Below are 16,771 nucleotides of genomic sequence, written 5' to 3'. Positions count from 1 at the left end.
CAGAATTGGGGTCATCCCGATCCTCAACAATCGCAAACCTGTAGGAGCGAGGCTTGCCCGCGAAGACGGCAGGCCTGGCGACTACATTCCCAAGCGTCATCGAGAACCCCCATGCCTCAACCGCGTCCCTACAAAGTTGCACTCAACGGCTACGGCCGGATTGGTCGTTGCGTCTTGCGTGCGTTGTTTGAGCGAGGCTCGGCGGCCGGGTTTGAAATTGTCGCGATCAACGATCTGGCGGACATGGCCAGCATCGAATACCTGACACGCTTCGACTCCACGCACGGGCGTTTTCCCGGCGAGGTGAAGGTCGACGGCGATTGTCTGCATATTAATGGCGACTGCGTGAAGGTCCTGCGCAGTGCCACCCCCGAAGGCATCGATTGGGCGTCCCTGGGCGTCGATCTGGTGCTGGAGTGCTCCGGCGCTTACCACACCCGTGAAGACGGCCAGCGTTTTCTCGACGCCGGCGCGCCACGCGTGCTGTTTTCCCAGCCGATGGCCAGCGAGGCGGATGTCGACGCCACCATCGTCTACGGCGTGAACCAGGATTGCCTGACCGGCGACGAGCTGCTGGTGTCCAACGCATCTTGCACCACCAACTGCGGCGTGCCGCTGTTGCGCCTGCTGGATCAGGCCATCGGCCTGGAATACGTGTCGATCACCACCATCCACTCGGCGATGAACGATCAGCCGGTGATCGACGCCTATCACCACGAAGACCTGCGCCGTACGCGTTCGGCGTTTCAGTCGGTGATTCCGGTGTCCACTGGTCTGGCGCGCGGCATCGAACGCCTGTTGCCGGAACTTGCCGGGCGAATTCAGGCCAAAGCCGTGCGGGTGCCGACGGTGAACGTGTCTTGCCTCGACATTACGATGCAGACCGTGAGCGATACCGACGCCACCGAGGTCAACCGGATTCTGCGCGAGGCTGCCACCAGCGGCCCGCTCAAAGGCCTGCTGGCCTACACCGAGCTGCCCCACGCAAGTTGTGATTTCAACCATGACCCACATTCGGCGATCGTCGATGCCAGTCAGACCCGAGTTTCCGGCCCACGGCTGGTGAACATCCTGGCCTGGTTCGACAACGAATGGGGTTTTGCCAACCGAATGCTGGACGTTGCAGAACACTATCTGCAAACAGCAACTTCAAAAAAACCGTAGGAAGTGCGACCCATGACCGTGTTGAAGATGTCCGACCTCGATCTGCAAGGTAAGCGCGTATTGATCCGCGAAGACCTCAACGTCCCAGTCAAGGACGGTGTTGTCACCAGCGATGCGCGAATCCTGGCCTCGCTGCCGACCATCAAGCTGGCCCTGGAAAAAGGCGCGGCCGTGATGGTCTGCTCGCACCTTGGCCGTCCGACTGAAGGCGAGTTCTCGGCCGAGAACAGCCTCAAGCCTGTCGCTGACTACCTGAGCAAGGCCCTGGGCCGCGAAGTGCCGCTGGTTGCCGATTACCTGGGCGGCGTTGACGTCAAGGCCGGCGACATCGTGCTGTTCGAAAACGTGCGCTTCAACAAGGGCGAGAAAAAGAACGCTGACGAACTGGCCCAGCAATACGCCGCCCTGTGCGACGTGTTCGTGATGGACGCCTTCGGCACCGCTCACCGCGCCGAGGGTTCGACCCACGGCGTGGCCAAGTTCGCCAAAGTTGCGGCTGCGGGCCCGTTGCTGGCCGCCGAACTGGACGCACTGGGCAAAGCCCTGGGCGCTCCGGCTCAACCAATGGCAGCCATCGTTGCCGGCTCCAAGGTATCGACCAAACTCGACGTGTTGAATAGCCTGAGCCAGATCTGCGACCAGCTGATCGTCGGCGGCGGCATTGCCAACACCTTCCTGGCCGCAGCCGGTCACCCGGTCGGCAAGTCCCTGTACGAACCGGACCTGCTGGATACCGCTCGCGCCATCGCCGCCAAAGTCAGCGTGCCGCTGCCGGTCGATGTGGTGGTCGCCAAGGAATTCGCTGAAAGCGCCACCGCCACCGTCAAGCTGATCGCCGACGTGGCGGCAGACGACATGATCCTGGACATCGGCCCACAGACCGCGGCGAATTTCGCCGAGCTGCTGAAGTCGTCCAAGACCATCCTGTGGAACGGCCCGGTCGGCGTGTTCGAATTCGACCAGTTCGGTAACGGCACCAAAGTGTTGGCCCAGGCCATCGCCGAAAGCTCGGCGTTCTCCATCGCGGGCGGCGGCGACACCCTGGCGGCCATTGATAAATATGGCGTAGCGGATCAGATCTCCTACATTTCTACCGGCGGCGGCGCATTCCTCGAATTCGTCGAAGGCAAAGTGTTGCCGGCCGTAGAAGTCCTGGAAAGTCGGGCCAAGGCCTGAGGTCGCTGATTTGACCAGGCAAAGGAGTGTTCAGATGGTCAAGACGCTAGCGCTGTTGATCGTCGCCGGTTCACTGGCGGCTTGCGGGAGTAACCCGAAGGCCGCACCGGAACCTGCGCCGCAATCGGTACAAAAAAGCTGCTACCAGGCTGACTGGCAAGCGGAAACCAACCCGGTGCTCAACAAGCGTTCCGGGCCTGATGGCCTGGACAAATACGAAACACAGACCCCCGCCAAGGAACATGGTTGTCCTTGACGGGTCTGACTCCTTACTCAGGGCTGGCAGCGTGCGCCGTCAGTCGAGGAACACGGATGAAAGGTTTTATCGCCATTACGGCGCTGGTGCTGCTGGCAGGTTGCTCGAATTTTGACCTGTTCAAGCCGGCCCAATCGACGGACAGCTGGGCCACCTGGACCTGCGACAGCCAGGCCAAAGTGGTCTGGCGCTACACTGACGACAGCCACAAGGCCGTCGATGTGCGCCTCGGCGGGGCCGATCAGGTCTATCGCCTGAAGCTTGAGCCGGGCGCCGAAGGTTCGCTGTACAGCAACGACATGCTGGCGTTTCACATAAAAGGTGAGGAAGGCCTGGTTTACTGGGTCGCCACCAACGATTTGATCGGCCGCGGTTGTAAAGCCGAGTAATTGAAGGCTTGTGCCAAGCCTGTAGGAGCGAAGCTTGCTCGCGAAGAGGGCGCCACATTCAACGCATGTGGTGTCAGTTAAACCGCTTTCGCGAGCAAGCTTCGCTCCTACAGGGTTTCTGCGTAATACCGAATGAGCGGACTGGATTAACCCCCGATCTGCAATAACTTGAATAGCCGCCGCCGCTCCGGCAGGCTGGCACGATTAACGACCCAAACCGGGAGAGACACACACAATGGCACTTATCAGCATGCGCCAGATGCTGGACCACGCAGCCGAGTTCGGCTACGGCGTTCCAGCCTTCAACGTCAACAACCTTGAGCAGATGCGCGCCATCATGGAAGCCGCTGACAAGACTGACTCCCCGGTGATCGTCCAGGCGTCGGCCGGTGCTCGCAAATACGCCGGCGCACCGTTCCTGCGTCACCTGATCCTGGCGGCAATCGAAGAATTCCCGCACATCCCGGTGTGCATGCACCAGGACCACGGCACCAGCCCTGACGTCTGCCAGCGCTCCATTCAACTGGGCTTCAGCTCGGTGATGATGGACGGCTCCCTGGGCGAAGACGGCAAGACGCCGACCGACTACGACTACAACGTCCGTGTTACCCAACAAACCGTCGCCATGGCTCACGCCTGTGGCGTTTCGGTAGAAGGCGAGCTGGGCTGCCTGGGTTCGCTGGAAACCGGCATGGCCGGTGAAGAAGACGGCATCGGCGCTGAAGGCGTTCTGGATCACAGCCAGATGCTGACCGACCCGGAAGAAGCTGCCGACTTCGTCAAACGCACTCAAGTTGACGCCCTGGCCATCGCCATCGGCACCAGCCACGGCGCGTACAAGTTCACCAAGCCGCCTACCGGCGACGTACTGGCCATCGACCGCATCAAAGAAATCCACAAACGCATCCCGAACACCCACCTGGTGATGCACGGTTCGTCTTCGGTTCCGCAAGAGTGGCTGGCGATCATCAACCAGTACGGCGGCGACATCAAAGAAACCTACGGCGTGCCGGTTGAAGAGATTGTTGAAGGCATCAAGTACGGCGTGCGTAAGGTCAACATCGACACCGACCTGCGCCTGGCATCCACCGGTGCGATGCGTCGCCTGATGGCCACCAACCCGAGCGAATTCGACCCGCGTAAGTTCTTCGGCGCGACCGTGACTGCGATGCGTGATGTGTGTATCGCTCGCTACGAAGCCTTCGGCACTGCCGGCAACGCTTCGAAGATCAAAGCGATTTCGCTGGAAGGCATGTATCAGCGTTATCTGAAAGGTGAGTTGAACGCCAAGGTTAACTAAGCCTTCAGCGTTTGAGTTGCACAAAAAACCCGCCGAGAGGCGGGTTTTTTTATGGGCGATGACTCTTGGTTGAATGCGGTCATTGTAGGAGTGAGCCTGCTCGCGATGGCGGGGTGTCAACGTTGAATGACACTCCGCCATCGCGAGCAGGCTCGCTCCCACAGGTTCTGCCGTGATTCACATCACTTATCGTGATCAATATCCAGTTTGCTAAATGTCACTTTACCGCCTTCACTGGTGTACCCGGTGTTGTCCTGCACATAGACCCCGGCCTTGAAGTACAGGGGTTTGACCCGCCACGTGGCGCTGATGTTGGTGTCCCACTGATAACCCGCGGCACTGATGCCCAGCGCACCGCCAGGGCTGAGGTGGATGAGGTAGGAGAACTCCTGATCCAGCTTCACGCCGGTGGCGATGGTGATTACCCGGCCTACGTCGTCATCGGGGTGCATGCGCACTTTGGCGACGATGTTGCCGGTCTTGGTGGTGGTCTTGTACTGATACTCGACCTTCACCATGGGTTTCTGGCTTTCGTAGGCGTGGATCTGGCCGATGACGATTTTGCCGGAGCTCGGCACCTGGTTCACCGCCAGGGTGGCGCGCAGGGAGTTGTCGGCGTCCGGGTAGTACCAGTTTTTCAGGGTGCCGTTGCTGTAGGTTTCCCGTAGTTCGGTGCGCGGATATTTTGCGTTTTCGGTTTTTGTGCCGGTTACCGGGGCCCAGAAAAACAGGGTGCCGGTGTCGGAGTGGAAGTATTGATCCTTGAACCCATTCACCAGTTTGGCCGTTTCAACGGTGTACGGCGGGTTACCGACGGGAACGCTGAGGTTCCAGGATGCGAGATCGATCATAGGCAAAGCTTCCACGAATTTTGCGGCACGGACGTACCAGAAGCTCTAGCACGCGCCTTTGGGGGCGGTCTTTATAAGCGTAGAAGGCTATTTTGTTAACGTCTGTCTGACAAATGGATGACGTCAAAACCCTGTTAAAAGGCCATCTTTCCCGGTTTTAGCGGGCTGTAGAGGCGACCGTTAGTCGGGCAATGAACCCTTTAGTTAAATGATGGCGTACTGATATCTTCTGCTTTCGCGAATCCCGGTCTAGAGTGAAGACGTAATATTTGTCCGGTTTTCACGAGAAACCGGCCTGACGCCCCGACATAGAGAAGCAGCATGGAATGCGCGCAACCCACGCCAGCCGAAGGCAGCTCAACCCTTTTAATCGTCGATGATTACCCTGAAAACCTGATCAGCATGCGCGCGTTGCTGCAGCGCCAGGACTGGCAGGTCATTACTGCTGCCTCCGGTTTCGAAGCCCTCGGCCTTCTGCTCGAACACGATATCGACCTGGTGCTGCTGGATGTGCAGATGCCGGGCATGGACGGTTTTGAAGTGGCGCGCCTGATGCGCGGCAGTCAGCGCACCCGTCTCACGCCGATCATTTTCCTCACCGCCAACGAACAGTCCCAGGATGCCGTGATCAAGGGCTACGCCAGTGGAGCGGTGGATTACCTGTTCAAACCGTTCGACCCGCAGATTCTCAAGCCCAAAGTCCAGGCGCTGCTGGAGCATCAGCGCAATCGCCGGGCGTTGCAGCGCCTGAGCCACGATCTGGAGGTCGCGCGCGCCTTCAACGCCTCGGTGCTGGACAACGCCGCCGAAGGCATCCTGGTGGTCGGCGAGGACGGTCTGATTCGCTTTGCCAACCCGGCGATGTCACGACTGCTCAACGCCACGGTGCAAGACCTGCAAGGCAAAGAGTTTCTGGATTACCTGCAAAAGCCGCATATTCCGGTCTGGGCCGATTCCGAACTGCTGGCCGGTTACAAGCGCGGCGAAACCCTGCGCCTGCACGATGCGCTATTGCGTACGGCGCCGGGCCAGCAGGTGCCTGTCGCACTTTCATGCGCGCCATTACCAACCGAGCAACACGCGATGGTGGTGACGGTGCTCGACATGTCGGTGGTGCGTCATCTGCATCAGCAGCTGGAGTTTCAGGCGGTGACCGACCCGTTGACCGGCCTGCTCAATCGCCGTGGTTTCTATCAGACCGTGGAAAATCTGCTGCTGCGCGGTGAGCGTAACGACAGCGCCTGGGTGTTGCTGTACCTCGACCTCGACGGTTTTAAACGGGTCAACGATTCCCTTGGTCACGATGCCGGCGACCGCGTGTTGCGCTGGGTGTCCGAACAATTGAAGGCTTGCTTGCGACCCTTCGACATTCTGGCGCGCATGGGCGGCGATGAATTCACGGCGCTGCTCGATCTGGAGTTCCCCGAGCAAGCGGCCAAGATTGCCGAGAAGCTGATTGAGCGGGTGTCGATCTGTCAGCAGATCGATGGGCTGGATATCGCCCTCGGCGCCAGCATCGGCATCGCCACGTATCCGGATTGCGGGGCCAATCTCGATGGTTTGCTGCGAGCGTCCGACATCGCCATGTACGAAGCCAAGCGTGCCGGGCGTCAGCAATATCGCTTCTATGACCATGACATGAACGGTCGCGCGCGCTCACGGTTGATGCTCGAAGAAAGTGTGCGCACCGCCATCGAAAACCGCGATTTCAATCTGGTGTATCAACCGCAGGTGGCCATTGCCGGAGGGCAGATTCGCGGGTTCGAAGCCCTGCTGCGCTGGCAGCATCCGAGCGTCGGCGATGTGCCGCCGGGGCTGTTTTTGCCGTTGCTGGAAGAGGCTCGGTTGATCAGTCGTCTGGGCAGCTGGATTTATCATCGCGGCGCCGGGCAACGCAAAGCCTGGGAAACCTTGTTTGCCGAAGACTTGGTGCTGGGCGTCAGCTTGAGCAGTACACAGTTCGGTATGCCTAACCTGGTCACCGAGTTGCGTCAGGTGCTGGAGCGCCATGGCTTGCAGGCGCGGCATCTGGAGGTCGAGGTCACGGAAGAGGCCTTGATGCACAACCCCGATGAAACCCGTAAACAACTGCGGCTGCTGCGCAATCTGGGGGTGCGGGTGGCGCTGGATGATTTCGGCTCCGGGCCGTGCTCGTTGTCGCATCTGCGGGATCTGGAGCTGGACACGCTCAAGCTTGACCGGCATGTGATCGCCCGGTTGCCGGACTCCTCGCGGGATGCGGCGTTGGTGCGCAATGTGATCGACCTGTGCAAGCAGTACGGGATGCTGGTGATCGCCGAAGGCGTGGAAACCGTCGCGCAATATGAATGGCTGCAAGCCAATGGTTGCGAGTACGTGCAAGGTTTCCTGGTGGCGCGGCCGATGATGGCCGAAGACGTCGGCGACTTTGTGCGGCCGTTCGACTGGAGCACGTTGATCGACTGAATTCGCTACACTGGCGGCCTTTCAGTAATTGATGTTGCCTATCCCGATGACCGCGTTGAAATACCTTCAGGCCTATCCCGTAGAGTTGCAGGACCAGGTGCGCTGGCTGATCACCGAAGGTCGGCTGGGCGACTACCTGGACAAACGCTACCCGCAAAAGCACGACGTGCAGAGTGACAAGGCGCTGTATGCCTATGCCCTGGACCTCAAGCAGGAATACCTGCGTAACGCCCCGGCCATCGATAAAGTGTTGTTCGACAACCGTCTGGACCTGACCCATCGCGCCCTCGGCCTGCACACCACGATCTCGCGGGTGCAGGGCGGAAAACTCAAGGCCAAGAAAGAAATTCGCGTGGCCTCGCTGTTCAAGGAGGCGCCTTGCGAGTTCCTGAAGATGATCGTGGTGCATGAGCTGGCGCACTTCAAGGAATCGGATCACAACAAGGCGTTCTACAAGCTGTGCGAACACATGTTGCCGGGGTATCACCAGGTCGAATTCGATTTGCGGGTGTACCTGACGTGGCGGGAAATGCAGTAGCCAAGGAGTGTGTGGATGGACGTGAGCAAGACCAAGAGCAGCTTCTATCGCCGTTTATACGTGGCGTACCTGATCGACAGTGGGCTGGCCAGCAGCGTCCCGGCATTGACCGACGTGACCGGCATGCCCCGGCGCACGGCGCAGGACACCATTGCGGCGTTGGCGGATCTGGATATCGTTTGCGAGTTCGAGCAGGAAGAGGGCGCGCGCAACCATGCGGGGCGTTATCGGATTCGCGAGTGGGGAGCGATTGATCGGGGGTGGATCGAGCGGAATCTGCGGCAGATTAAAGCGGTGTTGGAATATCCCTAGCTCCTGCGGTGTTTGACCTGGCGCCTTCGCGGGCAAGCCTCGCTCCTACAGAAACAGTGAAGTCTGTGTAGGAGCGAGGCTTGCCCGCGAAGAGGCCCTCAAGAACGACGCATCCCGATATGCGGAATGCCATCTTCCACGTATTCCTCACCCGCCACGACAAACCCGTACCGTCCGTAATACCCCTGCAAATGCGCCTGCGCCGACAGATAAACCGGCACATCAGGCCAACGCTTCGCAGCCTGCTTCAACGCCAGGGCGATCAGCTCATGACCCAACCCTTTGCCGCGCGCCTGCGGGGCGGTAAGCACCCGGCCGATCACCACGTCGCCGCCCTGTAGCTCCGGGTCGAGCAAACGCAGGTACGCCACCAGCCGATCGCCTTCCCAGGCCATCAAGTGGCAGGTGTCACCCTCCAGATCCTGGCCGTCCACGTCCTGATAGACGCATTTCTGCTCCACAACGAAAACCTCTGAGCGCAGCTGCAGAATGGCGTACAGCTGCTCTTTGCCCAGATCACTGTGGTGCTTGCAGATCCAATCGATTGTCATCTTCACATTCCGTTGACCTAGTCGCTCCGATACTAATCGCCTGGGCGAAAGATGTCTTTATGGCAGAGAAATCTGTGACAAAGGCCAAAATGCCATCATTCAATTCGCGCGGCGTTGTCTTCTTTGTGTAATCTGGGCTGAAGCGCTGTGCAGTGGCTTCGATGAGCTAATGTTGGTACCTGGGTTTCGCCGTTACGGGGCCTTGGAGTTTTGGCTGAAAACACGTCGGGCAGCCGCCCGCTAAGGATTTTCGAGCATGCCGCGATTGCATCGAGCTTTGGCCTTGATCGGATTGCTGTTGCTGACTCAGAGCGCGGCAGCGGAAAAGCTGCGACTGGTAGCCGATGCCTGGCCACCCTTTACTGATGCGACGCTGCTCAATGGCGGCCTGGCGACGGACATTGTCAGCACCGCGCTGGCGCGAGCCGGCTATGCCAGTGACTTTGAACAGGTGCCCTGGGCACGTGCCCTGATGGGTGTGGGCGAAGGCCGTTACGATGTGCTGGTGAACGCCTGGTATACCGAAGAGCGCACCAGGCTCGGCCGGTTTTCCGGCGAGTACCTGCTCAACCGCGTGCGCTTTCTCAAGCGCAAGGACGCACCGATCGAATACAACAACCTGCAGCAACTGCACACCTACCCGATTGCAGTGGTACGCGGTTACGCCTATTCACCGGCGTTCGATGAGGACGCCTCGCTACAGAAGGTCCCGGTGCACAGCTTCGCCATGGCCGTGCGCATGGTCGCTGCCGATCGGGTCAAGCTGACGCTGGAAGACGAATACGTCGCGCGTTATTACCTGGCCCGGGAGTCCGCCAAGGTGCGCAATGCCGTGGAGTTCCTGCCCAAGCCGTTGAGCGAGAACAGCCTGCACATTCTGGTCAGCCTGAAAAATCCGCACCACGAAGAGATCGTGGCCAGTTTCGACCGTGAGATTGCGGAGATGAAAGCGGATGGCAGTTATGAGCAGTTGATGAAGCAGCACGGGATGTAGTTTTTGCGGGATGGCTGATGACCCCTTCGCGGGCAAGTCGGATCGCCGCACCGCTCGCTCCTACAGGATTCGCGGCGATACTTGTAGGAGCGAGGCTTGCCCGCGAAGGCGCCCGCTGGGTCACCACAAATCTCAATCCTCGCCGGTGTCCTTGATCAAATGCGCCGCCAACGTCCGTAACGGCCCCAGCTGCCGGCAGATCAACGCCAACTGCGTCTGCACCAATCGCTGCCCTTCATCGATTTCATCCGGCATCTGTTCCAGCTCATTGGCCAGTGCCTCTTCCTCATCACTCTGAATCGCAATCGGCAGTTTGCTCGCCAACCCTTGAGCGATTTCATCGATGCTCGCCGCCAGTTTCACGCCGGCCCCTTCGATCAATTGCTCGCGCACGTCCGTCGGCAGTTGGGTTTCACGGTGCGCACCCAGTCCTGACAAATAGCTGAGCAAGGTGTGCGACAACACCAGGAAACGGAACCCGACATCCGCTTCCTTACGAAAATGCCCCGGCTCCATCAGCATGTTGGCGAGCGTCGTCGAGAGCGCCGCATCGGCGTTGTGCGCGTTGCGCCGGGCCAGGCGATAAGCCAGGTCGTCGCTCTTGCCGGCGGCGTATTGCTGCATGATCTGGCGCAGGTAAATGCTGTTGCAGGTGAGGGTGTTGGCCAGCACTTTGTTCAAGCGTCGGCCCTGCCAGTCCGGCAGGAACAGGAACACCGCCAGGCCGGCAATCAGGCTGCCGAGCAAGGTATCGAACAGTCGCGGCAGGAACAGGCCGTAACCGTCGCCGACCTGGTTGAAGCAGAACAGCACCATCAGCGTGATCGCGGCCGTGGCCAGGGTGTAACGGGTGGTGCGGTTGATAAAGAACACCACGCCGGCGGCGATGGCGAAGCACGACTGGATCAGCGGGTTCGGGAACAGATCGAACAGCGCCCACGCCACGGTCAGGCCGATGGCGGTGCCGATGATCCGCTGACCGAGCTTGCGGCGGGTCGCGCCGTAGTTCGGTTGGCAGACGAACAGCGTGGTGAGGATGATCCAGTAACCCTGCGACGGGTGAATCAAATGCACCATGCCGTAGCCGATGCTCAATGCCAGGGGCAAACGCAGGGCATGGCGGAACAGCAGCGAGGTCGGCGTCAGCTGCGTGCGCAAGCGAATCCACACATCCTTGAGGCTGCGTGGCGAACGGTCGAGCAGGCTGCTGTCGGTGGCGTCAGCGAGGGCGTCGGGGTTGCTCGCATCGCTGAGCAAACGGTCGAGGGTGCCGAGGTTGGCGGCCAGGGCGCGCAAGGAGCGCAGCAGTCCGCGCCAGGCCGGGTTGCTCTGGACACGCAGGTGTTCAAGGGACGCATGCAGGTCGCTGAGGGCTTCGGCAAAGCTGGCGTCATAGATGAATGGCTGACGCATCTGGATCGATTCCGCCAGCGCTCGGCAAGCCTTGCCCTGTTGGCGCAGCAGGCGCTGACAGCGGAACAGCACGTCGCTGTGGAAAAAGGCGTCGGCCAGCGCGTTGTACGGATAGTGCGAGGAGCTGGCGCGCTCGTGGATGTCCTGAGCGAGGAAGTAGAGCTTCAGGTAGCGGCTGACTTTCGAGCCCGGTCGACCGTTGCCGACCCGGTGCAGAATGATTTCCTTGGCAGCGTTCAGGGCTGCCACGACCCGACCGTTCTGCTGGGCCAGTTCCAGTCGGCGCGCTTCCACGTCCATCTGTCGGATCGGCTCGAACAGCGACGATTTCAGCTTCAGGTAAAAGCCCAGTTCGCGGAACAACCGCGCCAGGCTCTGTTGCACCGGCTGGTTGGAAAACATCGCCTGCCACAACACCGAAAGCAAACCGTACCAGGCCGCGCCGGCCACCAGCAGCACCGGTTCGTGCCAGAAATCGGTCACTGCGCCGCCGCGCTGGTCCACGCCGATCATGGTGTAGACCGACAGAATCAACGTCGCCGAGGCAATCGCGCCATAACGTTCGCCGAGCGCGCCGAGCATGGTCAGGCAAAAAGCGGCCAATGCGAAAGCGATGATGAACAGGACGGGGTAGGGGAAGAGCAGTTCGACGGACAGGGCCGCGACGATGAAGCAAACCAGCGTTACGGCCAGCGAATTGAGGCGGCCCTGCCAGCTGTCGTCGGTTTCGGCCAGGGCGCTGGCGATGATCCCCAGGAACAACGGGATCAGCAGCCCCATTTCATCCTGATACCAACACAGCGCCATGCTGCCGGTCAGGGCGATGAACACCCGCACGCTGTAACTGAATTTATCCAGCGCCCAGAGGCGACGCAGGGACTGACGAAAAGGGGTCGATGGCATGAAGTGCGAGGGCCTTCCGAGGCAATGACGCTAAATTGAGCCAGTAATGACGCCGACGCAATGGCGCCGATCACATCTGACAGCAAAATCTGTTCCTTAAGTTCTATGTCGTCTGTCGGGACGCCTTCGCGGGCAAGCCTCGCTCCTACAGGTTTTGCGCCACCTGAAAACTGGCATATCACCTGTAGGAGCGAGCGGGCGGCGTTCCGACTTGCCCGCGAAGAACGATAACGCGGTACGTCAGACGAATTGCGCTGCGGCGTACCCGGAGGCCCACGCCCACTGGAAGTTGAAACCGCCCAGATGCCCGGTCACGTCGAGCACTTCGCCGATGAAATACAGCCCAGGGCTTTTCAGCGATTCCATGGTCTTGGACGAGACTTCGTTGGTGTCGACACCGCCCAAGGTCACTTCGGCCGTGCGGTAGCCTTCGGTCCCGGCCGGCACCACTTTCCAGCTCGCCAGCTTCTCGGCGATGTCGGCAATTTCCGCGTGGGTGTATTGCTTCATCGGTTTGGAGACGAACCAGTTGTCCGCCAGCAGGTTGGCCATCTTCTTGGTGAAGATTTCGCCGAGCAGGGTTTTCAACTCGCTGTTGGGACGTTCGGCCTGCTGCTGTTGCAGCCAGCTCGGCACATCGTGATCCGGCATCAGGTTGATCTCTACCGGGTCGCCGGATTCCCAGAACGAGGAAATCTGCAAAATTGCCGGACCGCTGAGGCCGCGATGGGTAAACAGGATGTTCTCGCGAAAGCTCTGATCGTTGCAGCTCACCAGGCAATCCACCGACGTACCGGACAGTTCGGTGCAAAGCTCTTTGAGCTGATCAGTGATGGTGAAAGGCACCAGGCCGGCGCGGGTCGGCAGCAGTTCGTGGCCAAACTGCTTCGCGACCTGGTAACCGAAGCCGGTGGCGCCGAGGGTCGGGATCGACAGGCCGCCCGTGGCGATCACCAACGATTCACAGGTGATCTGGCCCAGTGTGGTGTCCAGCAGATAGCCGCTTTCCAGCTTCTCGATGGTCTGGATCGACGTGTCCAGGTGCAGGCTGACGCCAACCTGATCGCACTCGTTGAGCAGCATTTCGAGGATGTCGCTGGATTTGTTATCGCAGAACAACTGGCCGAGTTTCTTCTCGTGGTACGGCACGCCGTGCTTGGCGACCATGCCGATGAAATCCCACTGCGTGTAGCGCGCCAGTGCGGATTTGCAGAAGTGTTCGTTCTGCGAGAGGAAATTGCCCGGTTCGGTGTACATGTTGGTGAAATTGCAGCGGCCACCGCCCGACATCAGGATTTTCTTGCCGGCCTTGTTCGCGTGGTCGAGCAACATCACCTTGCGCCCGCGCCCGGCGGCGGTCAGCGCACACATCAACCCTGCGGCGCCAGCGCCAATGATCACGACTTCGGTAGAGCGCAAAACGGTGTCCTCCAGTTGTCTCACCACAAAACTAACTGTGGGAGCGAGCCTGCTCGCGATGAGGTCTGCACATTCAACATAGATGTTGTTTGACAGTCCGTCATCGCGAGCAGGCTCGCTCCCACAGGGGGAATTGCGTTGTTCTTACAATATACGAACGCGCAGCGAACGGCCCTTGATCTTGCCGTCGTTCAGGCGTTGCACTGCCTGCTTGGCAACTGCGCGTTCCACGGCCACGAACGCCTGGAAGTCGAAGATCGCGATCTTGCCAACCTGCGCGCCCGGAATCCCGGCATCACCAGTCAATGCACCCAGAATATCGCCCGGACGCACTTTGTCTTTACGGCCAGCGCCGATGACCAGCGTGCTCATTTGCGGCAGCAACGGACCACCGCCCTGGGACTTGAGGTTGTCCAGTTGATCCCAGCTCAACGGCGACTTCTGCAGTTGCTCGATGGCTTGCGCGCGGTGCGCTTCGGACGGGGCGACCAGGCTGATCGCGATGCCTTTTTCACCGGCGCGGCCAGTACGGCCAACGCGGTGAATGTGGATTTCCGAATCACGCGCCAGTTCGACGTTGATCACCATGTCCAGCGCATCGATGTCCAGGCCGCGCGCGGCGACGTCGGTGGCAACCAGTACCGAAGTACTGCGGTTGGCAAACATCGTCAGCACCTGGTCACGATCACGTTGTTCCAGATCGCCGTGCAGGCCGACGGCGGAGATGCCTTTGGCGGTCAGGTGATCGACGGTTTCCTGAACCTGCTGCTTGGTGAAGCAGAAGGCCACGCAAGAGGCCGGGCGGTGATGCGCGAGGACTTTGACCACGGCGTCCATGCGCTCTTCCGGAGAGATCTCGTAGAAGCGCTGCTCGATCTGCGTGTCGTCGTGGAACGCCTCGGCCTTCACTTGCTGCGGGTTGCGCATGAACTTGGAGGCCAACTGCTTGATGCCCACCGGGTACGTGGCGGAGAACAGCAGGGTCTGACGACGTTCCGGGCACTGGGCGATGATTTCTTCGATGGAGTCGTAGAAACCCATGTCGAGCATGCGGTCGGCTTCATCGAGGATCAGCGTGTTCAGGCCATGAAGCACCAGCGAACCTTTGCGCAGGTGCTGCTGGATGCGACCCGGAGTGCCGACGATGATGTGCGCGCCGTGCTCCAGCGAGCCGATCTGCGGACCGAACGACACGCCGCCGCACAAGGTCAGGACCTTGATGTTGTCTTCGGCGCGGGCCAGGCGACGGATTTCCTTGGCAACCTGGTCAGCCAGTTCACGCGTTGGGCAAATGACCAGCGCCTGGCAGCCGAAGAAGCGCGGATTGATCGGGTTCAGCAGGCCGATACCGAAGGCTGCGGTCTTGCCGCTGCCGGTCTTGGCCTGGGCGATCAGGTCCATCCCCTTGAGGATCACCGGCAAGCTTTGCGCCTGGATCGGCGTCATCTGGGCATAACCGAGGGAGTCGAGGTTAGCCAGCATGGCGGCGGACAGCGGCAAAGTATTAAAAGCGGTGGCGATGGTGGTCACGGGACTGGCCTGCAAAACAAAATGTCGCGCAGTGTACCAGTCCCATGGCCATTGGCCCTAAGGTTCGATGTGTTCTTCCGGACGCTTGACGCGCCGTCCGTCTTCCTTTGAGAGTTGGGAAAAGATCGTTGCAGCCAGCATCGCCATGATTCCGACGGTCACAAACGTGAGTTGGAACGCGCCCAGCACCGTGTCCACGCCGTCGTTTCCGATCTCTGCCGTGAACCCGCCGAGCAGCGCACCGGCGCATGCAACGCCCAGACTCAGGGACAATTGCGCGACCACCGACAGCAGGCTGTTGCCGCTGCTGGCGCTGGCGTCATCGAGGTCGATCAGGGTCACGGTGTTCATCGCGGTGAACTGCAACGAGTTGATCGCGCCGAGAATCGCCAGCATGCCCAGCAGCAGCCAGTACGGCGTCTGTTCGCTGACCAGGCCCATGCTTGCCAGCATCAGCCCCAGCGCCAGGGTGTTGCCGGTCAGCACAATGCGATAACCCAGGCGCTCGATCAGCGGCCGCGCCACCGACTTGGCGACCATCGCCGCCGCTGCCAGCGGCAGCATGCTCATCCCCGCCTGCGACGGCGAGTAGCCCAGCGCCACTTGCAGCAGCAACGGCACGAGGAAGGGCAGTGCGCCGCTGCCGAGACGGGCGAACAGGTTGCCGAGGATGCCGACGGCGAACGTGCGGGTCTTGAACAGCGACGGCGCGAACAGCGGATTGTCGATGTGCCCGGCCCGCAACCAGTACGCCGCTAGGCACGCCATGCCGCCGAACAGCAGCAACATCACGCGCAGGTGCGGCAGGTGCAGTTCGCCGAGGCCTTCCATGGCGATGGTGATCAGCACCATCGCTGCGCCAAACAGCAAAAAGCCGAGGCTGTCGAACCGTGTGCGCTCAGTGCCGCGCAGGTCTGGGATGAATTTCCACACCGCGTAGCAACCGACGACGCCGACCGGCAGGTTGATCAGGAAGATCCAGTGCCACGTCAGGTATTCCACCATCCAGCCGCCCATGGTCGGGCCGATCAACGGGCCGAGCAGGCCGGGAATGGTGATGAAACCCATGATCCGCACCAGTTCCGAGCGCGGATAGGCCCGCAGCACCACCAGCCGCCCGACCGGCAGCATCAGCGCACCGCCCAGGCCCTGAATCACCCGGGCGCCGATCAGCATGCTCAGGCTGCTCGACAAGGCGCAGAGCAACGAGCCGAAGCTGAACAGCAGGATCGCGCCGAAGAAGATTTTCTTGGTGCCGAAGCGGTCGGCGATCCAGCCGGAGGCGGGGATCAGCAACGCGACGGTGAGCATGTAGGCGATGATCACGCCCTGCATGCGCAGCGGGTCTTCCGCCAGATCGCGGGCCATGGCCGGCAGGGCGGTGTTGAGGATGGTCCCGTCGAGGGACTGCATGAAGAAGGCAATGGCGACGACCCACGGCAACCAGCGGGCGGTGACAGCGTCGAGAGGCGGGCGGTTGGGCATGGGACCTCTTGTCAGTGTGAATCAGATTAACCGTGGCGGCTTCTT

General features: G+C 60.5%; 15 protein-coding genes. 9 read left to right on the top strand and 6 right to left on the bottom strand.

Translation table 11 applies throughout. The features are described 5' to 3' along the window. Window positions 1–111: 111 nt before the first annotated feature. From epd to fba, 5 genes are all read left to right on the top strand, one after another. A complete protein-coding gene (gene epd, locus K5R88_RS18765; RefSeq protein ID WP_008033294.1) occupies window positions 112–1,164 on the top strand; it encodes an erythrose-4-phosphate dehydrogenase in 1,053 nt (350 codons plus the stop codon). A 12-nt stretch (window positions 1,165–1,176) separates the two neighbouring features. Beyond that, window positions 1,177–2,340 carry a phosphoglycerate kinase gene (locus tag K5R88_RS18760; protein WP_226298181.1) on the top strand — a complete coding sequence of 388 codons (1,164 nt, stop codon included), beginning with the start codon at window positions 1,177–1,179 and terminating at the stop codon, window positions 2,338–2,340. 34 nt (window positions 2,341–2,374) lie between these two features. Continuing rightward, window positions 2,375–2,596 carry a hypothetical protein gene (locus K5R88_RS18755; protein ID WP_008033291.1) on the top strand — a complete coding sequence of 74 codons (222 nt, stop codon included), beginning with the start codon at window positions 2,375–2,377 and terminating at the stop codon, window positions 2,594–2,596. A 56-nt stretch (window positions 2,597–2,652) separates the two neighbouring features. After that, the gene (locus K5R88_RS18750; RefSeq protein WP_008045002.1) at window positions 2,653–2,985 is read left to right on the top strand and encodes an MliC family protein; all 333 of its coding nucleotides are present in this window, start codon (window positions 2,653–2,655) and stop codon (window positions 2,983–2,985) included. Between the two features lie 235 nt (window positions 2,986–3,220). Next, complete coding sequence (gene fba / locus K5R88_RS18745; RefSeq protein WP_224542065.1) at window positions 3,221–4,285, top strand: class II fructose-bisphosphate aldolase; 1,065 nt, start codon at window positions 3,221–3,223, stop codon at window positions 4,283–4,285. 182 nt (window positions 4,286–4,467) lie between these two features. On the opposite strand, the gene K5R88_RS18740 is transcribed toward fba, so the two are convergent. Further along, window positions 4,468–5,136: a polysaccharide lyase family 7 protein gene (locus K5R88_RS18740; RefSeq protein ID WP_226298180.1), complete on the bottom strand. Its 669-nt coding sequence runs from the start codon at window positions 5,134–5,136 to the stop codon at window positions 4,468–4,470. A gap of 321 nt (window positions 5,137–5,457) precedes the next feature. Here K5R88_RS18740 and K5R88_RS18735 point away from each other — a divergent pair, with 321 nt between their 5' ends. From K5R88_RS18735 to K5R88_RS18725, 3 genes are read left to right on the top strand one after another with little or no spacing between them, the layout of a single operon-like run. Continuing rightward, a complete protein-coding gene (locus K5R88_RS18735) occupies window positions 5,458–7,581 on the top strand; it encodes a putative bifunctional diguanylate cyclase/phosphodiesterase (protein WP_008044752.1) in 2,124 nt (707 codons plus the stop codon). Between the two features lie 46 nt (window positions 7,582–7,627). Then, window positions 7,628–8,119, top strand: coding sequence for a YgjP-like metallopeptidase domain-containing protein (locus K5R88_RS18730; protein WP_032832888.1), 492 nt, complete (start codon window positions 7,628–7,630; stop codon window positions 8,117–8,119). A gap of 15 nt (window positions 8,120–8,134) precedes the next feature. Next, on the top strand, window positions 8,135–8,431 hold the full coding sequence (locus tag K5R88_RS18725) for a winged helix-turn-helix domain-containing protein (RefSeq protein ID WP_008033286.1): 297 nt from the start codon (window positions 8,135–8,137) through the stop codon (window positions 8,429–8,431). A gap of 98 nt (window positions 8,432–8,529) precedes the next feature. On the opposite strand, the gene K5R88_RS18720 is transcribed toward K5R88_RS18725, so the two are convergent. After that, entirely contained in the window at window positions 8,530–8,982 is a 453-nt protein-coding gene (locus K5R88_RS18720; RefSeq protein ID WP_192227571.1) for a GNAT family N-acetyltransferase, read from the bottom strand. A 256-nt stretch (window positions 8,983–9,238) separates the two neighbouring features. Here K5R88_RS18720 and K5R88_RS18715 point away from each other — a divergent pair, with 256 nt between their 5' ends. Then, entirely contained in the window at window positions 9,239–9,976 is a 738-nt protein-coding gene (locus K5R88_RS18715) for a substrate-binding periplasmic protein (RefSeq protein ID WP_008033284.1), read from the top strand. A 132-nt stretch (window positions 9,977–10,108) separates the two neighbouring features. On the opposite strand, the gene yccS is transcribed toward K5R88_RS18715, so the two are convergent. From yccS to mdtD, 4 genes are all read right to left on the bottom strand, one after another. Next, complete coding sequence (gene yccS, locus K5R88_RS18710; protein ID WP_207284855.1) at window positions 10,109–12,292, bottom strand: YccS family putative transporter; 2,184 nt, start codon at window positions 12,290–12,292, stop codon at window positions 10,109–10,111. Between the two features lie 240 nt (window positions 12,293–12,532). Next, a complete protein-coding gene (locus K5R88_RS18705; RefSeq protein WP_008044773.1) occupies window positions 12,533–13,711 on the bottom strand; it encodes an NAD(P)/FAD-dependent oxidoreductase in 1,179 nt (392 codons plus the stop codon). A 144-nt stretch (window positions 13,712–13,855) separates the two neighbouring features. Then, window positions 13,856–15,193 (bottom strand): ATP-dependent RNA helicase DbpA, encoded by a 1,338-nt coding sequence (gene dbpA / locus K5R88_RS18700; protein ID WP_230427581.1) that lies wholly within the window; start codon window positions 15,191–15,193, stop codon window positions 13,856–13,858. Between the two features lie 105 nt (window positions 15,194–15,298). After that, entirely contained in the window at window positions 15,299–16,726 is a 1,428-nt protein-coding gene (mdtD, locus tag K5R88_RS18695) for a multidrug transporter subunit MdtD (protein WP_008033279.1), read from the bottom strand. Between the last annotated feature and the right edge of the window lie 45 nt (window positions 16,727–16,771).

Source organism: Pseudomonas sp. MM213, from assembly GCF_020423045.1.
In the GTDB taxonomy this organism is placed as follows: domain Bacteria; phylum Pseudomonadota; class Gammaproteobacteria; order Pseudomonadales; family Pseudomonadaceae; genus Aquipseudomonas; species Aquipseudomonas migulae.
The sequence above is the reverse complement of the archived record's forward strand: the minus strand, read 5'-3'. Positions and strand labels throughout refer to the sequence as shown.